This is a genomic window from Enorma phocaeensis, from assembly GCF_016901575.1.
In the GTDB taxonomy this organism is placed as follows: Bacteria; Actinomycetota; Coriobacteriia; order Coriobacteriales; family Coriobacteriaceae; genus Limicola; species Limicola phocaeensis_A.
On sequence record NZ_JACJKQ010000021.1, the window covers coordinates 1 to 12392 of the forward strand.

Consider the following 12392-nt stretch of genomic DNA (forward strand, 5'->3'; position numbering starts at 1 on the left):
TGGTCCTCTTATCCATGTGTCCTCCTTCGGCTGAGGACTACGCTAGGGGACCGGGGGGTCGCGGGGTGACAGAATCAAAAAACGAGGGGTGACAATTTCATTTGCTTATAACACTGCGAAGGAAGACCCCGCACTCTTTCTCCGGTGCCACCGTCCACCCGTTCTCATCGACGAGATCCAGAAAGCGCCGGAGCTTCTTCCCTATATCAAGGAAATAGTCGACGCGTCTGACCAGACCGGAACCGTCTGGTTCACCGGCTCCCAGCCATTCCACCTCATGAAGCAAGTCTCTGAATCGCTTGCAGGGCGCGTCGGCATCATAGAAATGCTCGTCCTCTCCGGCGCTGAGATTTCCGGAGTTCCCTCCGAGACACTCTTCCCTGGCAGGGATTACTTCGTGCGCCGAGTAACCGCATCTAAGCCATATGACGTGGTGGAAGCCTACGACCGCATCGCGGACATCGATGAGAAAACGGCATCGCCTTCGCGCAAAGACGCACGCAACCTAAACGCCTTAGACCCGGTCAATGCGCCTGACGTGGTACCCGAGCTCTCGATGTTCAAACGCAAGATTGGAGCAGGCACCATCGTCTGCATGGCTCAGGAAACATTCCCTGTAAGCGAGCGAGCATGAGCATTTCCGGTTTGGGCGATTTAGGGTGTGACCTAGCCTTTATCTGCTTACTCAATTCGGAAGATTGCGTTCTCACGCACCAACGCAGCAAGCTCTGCGCTCGTCATACCCCCTGAAACCAGTTTTTGTATCCACTGATACGCCATGTTATCTTCCGGATTCGAAGCATCAGACAGCTCAATGTCGTATCCGCAATAACCGACCATCGCGATGAGCATCACTAACGCCGTCCGCTTGTTGCCGTCATAAAAGATGTGGTCCTTTGCCAAATGCTCGCAAAAGCTCGCCGCCTGCTCGAACGCATCAACAAATCGCTCGACAGGCGAAACGCCGAAATGCGTACAATATGCCGCACTGACTACGGACTCTAAACGTCCAACGACCTCCCCATCTTCATTGCTTGCGTCCGGATTAAACATCTTGAGGCGTTCAGCGAGCCGATCATGCATCTCCAGAATAAGCACCGCGAGACCGTGAACCAGCTCCTCATCATCAAAAACAAGGGGGATGGGCTCCCTGCGCCCATCCCCGCTCACGAGTCCTCCAACAGCTTCAATGCATTCGGAATAGATTCATATGCCTCCTGGATGCCCCGCTCGAGTGTGCGCGCAAATCCCGGAAACCCCTTGATATCCTCAGACCGCTCAATCACCTCACGCGTTATGGGCACGTCGGCATCGGAGCGGTAAACCAATGACCAGGCGCCGCCCTCACGGTGAGACAAATTCACCAAATCGAACGCGGAAAGTCGTCCGTAGGTGTCGGACACGTATTGCACGATCTCGCAAACGCTGGAGTCCAGACGGCTCGTTTGCGGGCACTCCGGCACAATACCACGCCCGAATTGCTTGAATGCGTGATATACCATCGGCTCGACAGGGCCATATCGCCATGCCTCGATGGCGTCATTGAAGAGCAAGGCGCCGGTGCGACGGAGAGATTCCACTTGAGCATAATAGACAAGCTTGTTCAGCTTAAGGTTCGTCAGCCCAAGCGATGCTCCGTAACCGGAGAGAAAAGCATACGCGATGTCTATCGACTTCATGGCACCCCCTTCGATAAGCTCGATGAGATGAGTATACCCGCCGTAGCTTTAGCCTACTGATAGCTTTGCCCCAGTGAATGCGATTCCCCTATCCTCCCATTACGACGACTTAAGCGAGCGTCACTCGTCCCCGGCACGGCCGCGCATGCGCTTCAGCTGCGAGCGATGGTGCTTGTCGGCGAGCCGGCGCTCGCGCGAGCCCTTGGGCACCTTGGTCTTCTTGCGCAGATGGGGCGGCTGAGCGCGGCGCTCGATGATCCGCTGGATCTTCTGCAGGCAGAGCTGGCGGTTCTGGAACTGGCTGCGCGTCTCGCGCGCGGTCACGGTGATGCCCGTGGGAACATGCGTCATGCGCACCGCGGAATCCGTGGTGTTCACGCCCTGTCCGCCCGGACCCTTCGCCCGAAACACCTGCACCTCGCAGTCGCGCGCAAGCTCGTCGGCGCTCTGCCGGGCGTATGTCGCATAGTCGCACCAGTTCATGCAAACCCCTCCACTCGCATCAGAATGACGCTGGAAGACCCGGTCTCCCAGCGTCAAGCGCCGCCGCGTTACTTCCCCTGCACCATGGTGAGCGAGATCTTGCCGCGCTCGCGGTCGACCTTCTCGACCCACACCTTAACGGTATCGCCGACGGTCACCACGTCGCTCGGATGCTTGACGAAACGCTTGGACAGCTTGGAGATGTGCACGAGGCCGTCCTGATGCACGCCCACGTCCACAAACGCGCCGAAGTCGACCACGTTGCGCACGGTGCCGGTGAGCTCCATGCCCGGCTGCAGGTCGTCGATGGAGAGCGCCGCGCGGCTGAACACGACCTCGGGCGCGTCGTCACGCGGGTCGCGGCCCGGCTTTTCCAGCTCGGCGATGATGTCGATGAGCGTGAGCAGGCCGCAGCCCAGATCCCCCGCAAGCGCAGCGACGCTGCCCACACGCTTCTGGATATCAGGAATGCCTCCCGCCGCCAGGTCCTGCGCCCCGACGCCGGCGCGCTCGAGCACCTTCGCCGCCACCTCGTAGCTCTCGGGATGGACGCTCGTCGCGTCGAGCGGATTAACGCCGCCCGAAATGCGCAGGAAGCCGGCGCACTGCTCGTAGGCCTTCGGACCGAGCTTAGGAACCTTCTTGAACTGGCGTCGGTCGGTGAAAGGACCGTTCTCCTCGCGGTATGCGACGATGTTTTTCGCCACCGCCGAGGTGATGCCCGAAACGTAGCCCAAAAGGCTCGCGCTCGCCGTGTTGACGTCCACGCCCACGCGGTTGACCACGTCCTCCACCACGTTGCCAAGCGTGCGCGCGAGCTCGGCCTGGTCGAGGTCGTGCTGGTACTGGCCGACGCCGATGGACTGCGGCGGAATCTTCACGAGCTCTGCCAGCGGATCCTGCAGACGGCGACCCAGGCTCATGGCGCCGCGGGTGGTCACGTCGAGCTCGGGATACTCCTCGCTTGCCAGCTGGCTCGCCGAATACACCGACGCGCCCGCCTCGTTGACGATGGTGTAGCGCAGCTCGGGCTCCTCCGTCGAGATGAAGTCGGACACGACCTCTTCGGTCTCGCGGCTCGCCGTACCGTTGCCGATGACGATGGTGTTGATGCGATGCTTGTGCACGAGGCGCGCGAGCTCGCGCTTGGTGCCGGCGACGTCTCGGCGGGGCGGCGTGGGATACACGACGCCATGGTCGAGCAGCTTGCCCGTCTCATCCAAAACGGCGACCTTGCAACCCGTACGATACCCCGGGTCAAGCGCGATCACGCGCGCGCCGCGCACGGGACGCGCGGAAAGCAGCCCCTCGAGATTCTTGGAAAACACCTTGATGGCGTCCGTCTGGGCGCGCACGGTCAGCTTGGCGCGGGCCTCGCGCTCGAGCGAGGGCGCCATGAGGCGCCTGTAGCCGTCGGCGATGGCGGCGTCGAGCACCGGGGCAAACGGACCCTGGCGGCGCGGCCAGCGGGCGCCCAGGCGCGCAATCGCGGCCTCGGTATCCACCCCGACGCGAACGCGCAGCTTGCCCTCACGCTCGCCGCGGTCGATTGCCAGGACGCGATGGTTGGGAATCTTGCGCAGCGGCTCGGAGAAGTCGTAGTAGGGCTCATACGGGGTCTTCTCGTCCGCGTCCACCGCCACGGCGACCATCTCGCCCGTTCCCTCAGTGAAGGAGCGCAGGTCGGCGACGTTCTCGGCGTCTTCCGCCACCGTCTCGGCAACGATGTCCTGTGCGCCGGCGAGAATCTTCTCGGGCGTGTCATAGCCGGCCTCTGCCGCCTCAGGCGTGGCAAACGCCGCCGCCGCGTCAAGCGGGGTCGCAGCACCCTTGGGCGTGACCTGCATGATAATCATGTTGGCAAGCGGCTCAAGCCCTGCTTCGCGCGCCTTCTGCGCACGCGTCTGACGCTTCCTGCGATAGGGCTTGTAGAGGTCCTCGACGCGCTGCAGCTGCGTCGCCGCACGGATCTCGGCCTCAAGCTCGGGCGTGAGCTTGCCCTGGGCGTTGATGAGGGTGATCACGTCCTCTTTGCGCTGCTCGAGATTGCGCAGGTAGGACAGACGTTCCTCCAGCGTGCGCAGGGCGACGTCGTCCATGCCGCCCGTCGCCTCCTTGCGGTAGCGGGCAATGAACGGAATGGTGTTGCCCTCGTCGATGAGGGCGACGGCGGCCTCGACAGAGGCTGGCTTGAGACCGAGCTCCTGCGCGAGCGTAAGAATGATGTCCATGTGGCTCCCTTGGTTGGGTGCAGAGGGGAACTAGAATACCCGCCCGCGCGGACATGGGCAACCCGACCGAGGCGCCTCTGCCCCGCGCCTAGAGCTCCTCCGTCCCCGGGAACAGCGCTACGTCGGCAAGCCTCTGCGTTCTGAACACCCGCTCGACCGCAGCCGTGTACTCCTCGATCTTGCGCGTCTTTCGCACCGCGCGATGCACTGCCCGCGGATCGGCGAAGGCAAACCGGGCGTAGGACCACCACTCCTTCATGCGGAAGACCGCGTTGCCGCCGATCGCGTCCTCATAGGCAGAGAACAGCCGGTCGTGGAAGTCCTTGAGCTCGGTCGCCGACGCCGAAGGCCCGCCCTTGAGCATGCGTACCAGCGCGGGATTGGTCAGAAGGCCCCGCCCCACCATCACATGGCTCGTCTCTGGATACGCCTCGAGTAGCGAGTCCATATCGCCGGGTCCAAAGATATCGCCGTTGTATGCAACGGGAAACGGCGCCCGCTCGAGCGTCTTGCCATATTCCCGCTGGCGCGGAACCCCTTCGTAGCGGTCCTTTTGAACGCGAGGATGCACGATGAGCTCCTTGAGCGGGAAGCTGCGGTACAGCTCGAGAATCCTGTCGTATTCCGAATCGTCCAGGATGCCGATCCTCGTCTTGACCGACACCGGCAGGCACGACCTCTCGCACACGTCTTTGAGGAAGACCTCGAGTGCAGGCAGATCGCGCAGAAAGCCCGACCCACGCCCCTTGGCGACGACGGTTCCCGAAGGGCAGCCAAGGTTGAGATTCACCTCGGCATATCCCATATCGGCGAGCAACCGGCTCGCCCACACGAACTTGTCGGCATCGTTGGTGAGAAGCTGCGGGACGACAGCGAGACCCTGGTTGTTCGCCGGATCGATTTCCTTGAACGCCTTGCCTCCAAACGAAGACCCCACATGCGGAGGGGCGAGAAACGGCGTGTAGTAGCGGTCGAGAGGCCCGAAGCACTCCGCATGAACCCGACGGAACACATGCCCCGTGATCCCCTCCATGGGAGCCAGCGAGAAAATCATCTGCCATTCCCTTCAATACGACGCGACGCAAAGAGGCGCCACGGTAAAAGCGCGCCCACGTGCAAAGGACATCATTGTATCCGGCAGGGCGTTTTACCGAAGGACCGTCGTCATCGTTCAAGCAACAGCCATGACGGGGGCGACGGCGCGGCATGCGAGCCCGCAACGACACAGGGCGCCCATAACGTGAGAGCGCGCCGCAACCCTTGCGACGCGCCCCGCAGCTTTATCTCAATGGCTCTGTTTGGCCTCGCCGAGCAATCGTTCCCGTCACTCCCACTCGATGGTGCCGATGGGCTTGGGCGTGAGGTCGTACGTCACGCGGCAGATGCCCGGGACCTCGGCCAGGATGCGGTCGGTGATCTTCTTGAGCAGCGCCCAGTCGAGCTCGGGCACCGTCGCGGTCATGGCATCCACCGTGTTGACGGCACGGATGACGGCAGGCCACTCGTAGGCACGCTTGCCGTCGCGCACGCCGGTGGCGCGCATGTCAGGCACGACCACAAAGTACTGCCACACCTTGCCCGCGAGCCCCGCCGCATCGAACTCGTCGCGCAGAATCTTGTCGGCCGCACGCAGCGCCTCAAGACGGTCACGCGTTATGGCGCCCAGGCAGCGCACACCAAGGCCGGGACCGGGGAACGGCTGGCGCTCGACCATCGACTCGGGGAGCCCAAGCTCACGGCCAACGACGCGGACCTCGTCCTTGTAAAGCAGGCGCACGGGTTCGACGAGCTCGAACTGTAGATCTTCAGGCAGACCGCCCACGTTGTGATGGGCCTTCACGCCATCGGACTCGACGATGTCGGGATAGATGGTGCCCTGCGCGAGGAACGAGACGTCACCTGCGACCTTGCGAGCCTCCTCCTCGAACACGCGGATGAACTCGGCGCCGATGATCTTGCGCTTGCGCTCCGGCTCGGCCACGCCTTCAAGCAGGCCGAGGAAGCGGTCGGTGGCGTCGACGTAGACGAGGTTGGCGTCCATCTGGTTGCGGAACACGTCGATGACCTGCTCGGACTCGCCAGCGCGCATGAGGCCGTGGTTCACGTGCACGCAGATGAGCTGACGGCCGACCGCCTTGATGAGCAGGGCCGCGACCACCGAGGAGTCGACGCCGCCGGAAAGCGCAAGCAGAACGTTCTTTTCCCCCACCTGCTCTCGCAACGCCGCAACCTGCTCGTCGATGAATGCTTGGGCGAGCTCGGGCGTCGTGATGCGAACCATATCATCCGGGCGCTTGCTGGGTAGCTCCATGAGTGCTCCTTCAATCGATGGGAACTGCCGGCTTGATTGTAGCTTGTGCGGATAAGCCCGAATAAGGCATGCCGCACATCTCCGGCGGACGTTGGAAAGCGGCACGTGGACGTATCGATGCGCGTGAGCGAGCACAAGCTCCAACCGACGAAGCCCCGTTGCGCCATCAACCTCCAAGCACCATGTGGAGCACAAGGAGCGCCGCGAGGAACGCTGCGTTCCACGCGGTGAACATCGCGATATACCTGCCCTTGGCACGCGGCAGCACCAAAGCGAGCTGCTTATAGGAGATAAGGCTCGCCATGGATGCGATGAGGGTGCCCAGCCCGCCCAAGTTGGTCCCCACGATGAGCGCCGACCAGTCCGCGGTAAAGCCCGAAAGCAAGATGGCGGCAGGCACGTTGGAGAGCACCTGGCTTGCACCGACCGCGACCGCGAGCTCGTGACCGTTCACCATCCCCGCGATAAACGTATCGACCGCCTCTATGCGGCCCATGTTCCCCACAAACACGAAAAACGCCGCGAAGGTCGCGAGCAGCGCGTAATCGACGTGGGCGAGCGCCCCGCGATCGACAATGACCCCCGCCGCGATTGCGACGGCCACGGTCGCCTGGAACGGAAGGAGTCGCGCCACGGAGCACAGCGCGCAAAGAAAGACCGCGGCCCACACGACGATGCGGGCCGTCGAGGGGCGTTCGCACGAGGCCGCCGCCGAGGGTCCGCACGTCGCCATCTCCACATCGGAAGCGCGGCCGAACACAAAAACCGCCGCAACCAGGCAGGCGAGCGCCCCCAGCGTATAGGGAAGCATGAGCAGCGCGAACTCGATGAGCGACATGTGCGACGCCGAATAGAGATAGAGGTTCTGGGGATTGCCCACCGGCGTGAACATACTCCCTAGATTTGCCGCGATAGTCATCATGACCACGGTAAAGCAGGTGAGACGCTCCGAACCCAAAGCGCCGAGGGCAAGCAGCGCCAAGGGAACAAAGGTGACGAGAGCGACGTCGTTGGTGATGAGCATGCTCGAGAAGAAGGCGAGCAGGGTGAGTGCGAGGCAGAGGCGCCTGGGCCCGCGCGCCACCGCAAGGAGCCGCCTGCACGCGGCGCTGAAAACCCCCAGGCGAGAAAGCCCCGCCATCACGGTCATGAGGCTAAAGAGCATGCCGATCGTCCTCAGGTCGACATAGGCAAGATATGCCGCATCGGGCGGCACGACTGCACACGATATCGCCGCGAGCACCAGTGCGGCAACGAGCACGGGGTCCTTGCGAACAAACTCTCTTACATCCAGGCGACGTCGAACCGCGGCAAACATGGAACTCCTCTACGACCTCACTATGGGGCTTCGCCCAGTCTTCTCACAAGCGCAACAGTATATCTTGCCTGGCACTTGCGGCACGACACCGGGCGATGTCCGGGCCCATCCCATCCACGGCAAGACGCCGCGGCGCCCCTCTTCACCCATCCTGGACCATAAAGGGGAGACATTGAACCTGTTTGCGGAGAGCCCTTCCGCCAGCGAAGGCGCGCTACTTGTCGCGGAACGTCAGCAGATCGCTATAGTCCTCGTTACGCGGACGCCGGAGGTCGGGATCGCGGAAGAAGTCCTGCGAGAGCCGCCTGATCACCGGCGCGAGGGCGATGAGCGCGATCAGGTTGGGGATCGCCATGAGGCCGTTGAAGCAGTCGGCGAACTCCCACACGGCATCGAGGTTCGCCACGCAGCCCGCGAACACCATCGCAACGTAAGCCACCTGGTAGACGCGGATCGCCACACGGCCGCCCCGACGTGCACGGAACAGGTACTCGACGCACTTCTCGCCGTAGTAGTACCACGCGATGAGTGTCGCGAAGGCGAAGAGTATGAGGCCGACCGTCACGACGTACTGGCCGCCGGGAATGCTCTGTCCAAAGGCCGCCGAGCTCATGGCGCCCTCGGACATCATGGGGTCGGCGCACCAGAGTCCCGAGGTGAGAATCACCAGGCCGGTGATGGTGCACATGACGATGCTGTCGAAGAACACCTCGAACGTGCCCCACAGCCCCTGGCGGGCGGGATGGTCGGTGTCGGCGGAGGCATGGGCGATGGGCGCGGAGCCCATGCCCGCCTCGTGCGTGAACACGCCGCGCGACATGCCGACGCGACAGGCATACATGACCGTGGCGCCCACGAATCCGCCCGTCGCCGCCGTGCCGGTGAAGGCGTCGCGGAAGATCATGCCGATGGCGGCAGGAATCTCGGCCGCATTGATGACGAGCACCACGAAGGCGGCGATGAGATAGAACACGGCGGCGAAGGGCACCAGCACCTCGGTGATCTGCGAGATGCGCTTGATGCCGCCGATGAGGACGAGCCCGGCGAGCACCGCCACGACCGCGCCGATGGCGGGCAGCGGGACGCCGAACGTCGCGTTCACGCTGGTGGCAAGCGAGTTGGCCTGCACGCTCGCCCCGATGCCGAACGAGGCCAGGAAGCCGAAGATGGCAAAGAGCACCGCGAGCCAGCCGGTCCCCAAGCCGCGGGAGATGTAGTACATGGGGCCGCCGACGATCTCGCCGCGCTCGTTGCGGGTGCGGTAGGCCACCGACAACGTGACCTCGCAGTACTTGATGACCATGCCCGCGAGCGCACTCAGCCACAGCCAGAAGATCGCCCCCGGGCCGCCCGTCGCCACGGCGAGCGCCACGCCCACGATGTTTCCCGTGCCGAGCGTCGCCGCGAGCGCGGTGCATACCGCCTGGAACGGCGAGATGGCGCCATGCTCCAACTCGGACTTGTTCGGACGATGGAAAAGCGTCTTGGTGGTGTAACGCATCACGACGTTGAAGCGTGCAAAGACGACGCCCTTCGTGACAACGAGCAAAAACAAGCCCGTTCCGATCATCAGGACGACCATGGGGATGCCCCACAGCACATTGTTATTCAGCGCAGCCAGCACAGACATGATGGATTCGAACATGGATCATCCCCCGACAGACCTCTCGACAACGGCGCGCGGACCACGCAACCTGAGGACTCAATGTACACGCTCCGTGTTTCGGGGATGTGAACGCGAGCCAGTCGCGCCATCGTGCCCGCAGACGAACATGGAGAAGCCGAGGGGCAAACGCCCCCTGCCTGGGATGGCACGTCTCGCCCTTGGAGGCTTTGAACCTGCCCTCACACGCTCAAGTCGCGCCGCTCAAAGGCGATGGTCCCCAGCGCAAAGAGCACGGCGCCCGAAACGCCAAGCGCAGCCGCGCCGGCCAAGGCGCCCATGCTCCCAGACGCAATCCCAAGCGGATCGAACAGCGCAAGCGGCGTGACGTCGCCGATCCAAGAGAGCTCGTCCCCCACCCCCGAGAGCATCTGCGCGAGGACGAAGAGGGTGCACAGAGCGACGCCCGCCCACCGCGCCGCCGAGACGTTCGGCAGCGCACAAGCGCCTGCCCAGCACATGCCGGAAAGAAACAGCCAGAGACAAAAGGTCGCCGCATTGACGGCAACGAGATCGGAGGCGTCGAGCTCGCCGGGAAACAAGGCCTGGGCGCAAGCCAGCTCGAACGCGGTGAGCACCGCCACGAGAAGGACGAGACAGAAGACGAGGACGCTCGCCTGCGAGAGCATGAGCCTCGTGCGGCCCACGGGCTGCGCGAGCAGATAGGAGATGCTGCCGCGCTCGATGTGGCGGGCCACGAGCCGGCTGGAGAGCACAGCCACGAGAACGAGGGGGAGCGCCACGAGCAGAAAGCCGTACAGATAGTTGACCATGAATTCCAGAAGCGTCGTCCCCTGGTCGGCCATGCCGAAGGCGGCAAAGAGCTCGGGCATGGCGTCGCGCATGAGGGCGAGCGACTCGCCGAGCGCGGGATCGTACATGCCGACGATGACGCCGGCATAAAGGATTGCCACCGCAGCGATGATGAAGGTCGGAAACAGGCAGGACCGAAGCTCGTGCCTGAAGAGAGGAAGAATCATCGTGACCCCCTACTTTCGTCCTGAGGGCTCGTCGCCCTCGTACAGGTGAAGGAACAGCTCCTCGAGCGTCTGCGCGCGGGACGTGACCTCGGCCACGTCGTAGGAGGAAAGCTCGCGGATGAGCGCGTTCACATCGCGCACGCCTCGGAGCTCGACGACGCGGGCGCCTCCTTTCGCGGGCTCATTTCCATGGGCAAGCTCCCAGCGCGAGCGCTCCCGCACGTTCGCAAACTCGACCGTGTAGCCACGTCCGCGCATCGAACGGACCTCGTCCATGGTGCAGGTCATGACGACCCGCCCCGCGCGGATGAACGCCACGCGGTCGCATGCCCGCCCGATCTCTTCGAAGATGTGCGAGGAGAGCAGGACGGCTGCGCCTCGCGCCCTCTCCTCGGCTACCAAGTCGAGAAAGCGCTCCTGCATAAGCGGGTCGAGACCGCTCGTGGGCTCGTCGAGGAGAAGCACGTCCGGGCGTGCCATGAACGCCGTGACGATCGCGACCTTCTGCCTGTTTCCTTTGGACATTCCACCGATACGCGCATCAAGATCCAGCTCGAAGACATCGGCGAGCTCTCGCATCCTGGAGCGATCACGCAAGCCGCGCATCCCCGCCATGAGATTGAGAAACGATCGTGCGGTCATCTCCCGCATGCAGGAGCTTTCTCCGGGGAGATAGCCCAGATGGACTTGCACCAGGGGGCGATCACGGAAGCAGTCATGTCCGAGGACCTCGACCGTCCCGCCTTGCGCCCTGATGAACCCCATGAAGTGGCGCATCGTGACTGTCTTCCCCGCTCCGTTGGGCCCGAGAAAACCGAGCACCTCGCCAGATGAAACCTCGAGGCTGACATCGAAGACGCCGCGACCCCGTCCATAGTCCTTCGTGAGCCCGCGCACGCAGATCGCAGGCGCTGAAGCGTTCGCCATCACAGGTATTCCTCCTTGTACGTAGCCCTCTTAAGCCAATCGAGCCAGACGAGAAACTCCGAAAGCATCGCTTCCATGTCGAACTCTCCTCCCCCACGAAGCCGCTCGTGCAGATAGCCGTCACCGCACCACACGAGCATGCGTACCACACGCATGGGATCGACGTCGTCTCGAAAGCGCTCCCAGCGCACATGGCCCAGATACGTCCGCACCATGGCGGGCACGGCATCCGTCATGAAGGCGTCGAGCGGCCCGGAAACGTCCCTGTGGCCAAGATAGAACGCCCGGACGAAAAAGCTCATGACGCGCGGGCTCAGCCCCGCGAAGGACGCCTTGCGGGTCGCAGCGTAGCGCATGACCTCGAAGAAGTCGTCAATCTGATACCAGCGCTCGTCGACCACCGCCTCCGCCACGCGCCTGGTGACCGCCGTGAGAACGTAGAGGTAGAGGTCCTTCTTATTTCTGAAGTAGAAGAAGAGCTGGCTTTTCGACACGCCGGCGCGCCTGGCTATATCCGCCGTGGATGCGCGGGCGTAGTCCTCGTCGCCGAACACCTCGGAAGCAGCGTCCACAATCGCGCGCCTGCGGTCTTCGGGGAGGCTCTCGAAGCGCTCGAACCTTTCTGACATGGGGCCTCGCTTTCCCTCGCCTTTCGAGAACAAGGCTACCCCGTTGACCGAAATATGGAAGGGGCTTTGAGCTGGCAAAACAACTCTAGGAGCACGTTTCGAAATGGGGGGCTGCGCGCAAAAGCCAGTATACGGAAAGCCCAAAGCACGACCGCTACTACGTTGGGGGCG

11 protein-coding genes and 1 pseudogene are annotated in these 12392 nt (G+C 63.2%); 1 reads left to right on the forward strand and 11 read right to left on the reverse strand.

Annotation, left to right across the window (positions count from 1 at the left end; translation table 11 throughout):
* Positions 1–88 precede the first annotated feature (88 nt).
* Positions 89–634, forward strand: a complete 546-nt coding sequence (locus H6A15_RS08930; RefSeq protein ID WP_204673409.1) for an AAA family ATPase — start codon at positions 89–91, stop codon at positions 632–634.
* 47 nt (positions 635–681) lie between these two features.
* Here the strand turns inward: H6A15_RS08930 and H6A15_RS08935 are convergent, their stop codons facing one another.
* From H6A15_RS08935 to H6A15_RS08985, 11 genes and pseudogenes are all read right to left on the reverse strand, one after another.
* Positions 682–1170, reverse strand: coding sequence for a type II toxin-antitoxin system death-on-curing family toxin (locus tag H6A15_RS08935; protein WP_204673410.1), 489 nt, complete (start codon positions 1168–1170; stop codon positions 682–684).
* Complete coding sequence (locus H6A15_RS08940) at positions 1167–1679, reverse strand: Panacea domain-containing protein (RefSeq protein WP_204673411.1); 513 nt, start codon at positions 1677–1679, stop codon at positions 1167–1169. Before H6A15_RS08940 ends, H6A15_RS08935 begins: the two co-directional genes overlap by 4 nt.
* A gap of 120 nt (positions 1680–1799) precedes the next feature.
* Positions 1800–2105 (reverse strand): annotated as a pseudogene (locus tag H6A15_RS08945) (peptide chain release factor-like protein); the annotation flags it as partial.
* A 125-nt stretch (positions 2106–2230) separates the two neighbouring features.
* Positions 2231–4393 (reverse strand): Tex family protein, encoded by a 2163-nt coding sequence (locus tag H6A15_RS08950; RefSeq protein ID WP_204673413.1) that lies wholly within the window; start codon positions 4391–4393, stop codon positions 2231–2233.
* A gap of 88 nt (positions 4394–4481) precedes the next feature.
* Positions 4482–5447, reverse strand: coding sequence for a tRNA dihydrouridine synthase (locus H6A15_RS08955; protein ID WP_204673414.1), 966 nt, complete (start codon positions 5445–5447; stop codon positions 4482–4484).
* Positions 5448–5717: 270 nt separating this feature from the next.
* Positions 5718–6704: a glutamine-hydrolyzing GMP synthase gene (guaA, locus tag H6A15_RS08960; RefSeq protein WP_204673415.1), complete on the reverse strand. Its 987-nt coding sequence runs from the start codon at positions 6702–6704 to the stop codon at positions 5718–5720.
* A 166-nt stretch (positions 6705–6870) separates the two neighbouring features.
* Entirely contained in the window at positions 6871–8022 is a 1152-nt protein-coding gene (locus H6A15_RS08965) for an SLC13 family permease (RefSeq protein ID WP_204673416.1), read from the reverse strand.
* Positions 8023–8236: 214 nt separating this feature from the next.
* The gene (locus H6A15_RS08970) at positions 8237–9667 is read right to left on the reverse strand and encodes an alanine/glycine:cation symporter family protein (protein ID WP_204673417.1); all 1431 of its coding nucleotides are present in this window, start codon (positions 9665–9667) and stop codon (positions 8237–8239) included.
* A 200-nt stretch (positions 9668–9867) separates the two neighbouring features.
* Positions 9868–10665 carry an ABC transporter permease subunit gene (locus H6A15_RS08975; protein ID WP_204673418.1) on the reverse strand — a complete coding sequence of 266 codons (798 nt, stop codon included), beginning with the start codon at positions 10663–10665 and terminating at the stop codon, positions 9868–9870.
* Positions 10666–10674: 9 nt separating this feature from the next.
* Positions 10675–11592 carry an ABC transporter ATP-binding protein gene (locus tag H6A15_RS08980; RefSeq protein WP_204673419.1) on the reverse strand — a complete coding sequence of 306 codons (918 nt, stop codon included), beginning with the start codon at positions 11590–11592 and terminating at the stop codon, positions 10675–10677.
* Positions 11592–12221 carry a TetR/AcrR family transcriptional regulator gene (locus tag H6A15_RS08985; RefSeq protein ID WP_204673420.1) on the reverse strand — a complete coding sequence of 210 codons (630 nt, stop codon included), beginning with the start codon at positions 12219–12221 and terminating at the stop codon, positions 11592–11594. Before H6A15_RS08985 ends, H6A15_RS08980 begins: the two co-directional genes overlap by 1 nt.
* Positions 12222–12392: the final 171 nt, after the last annotated feature.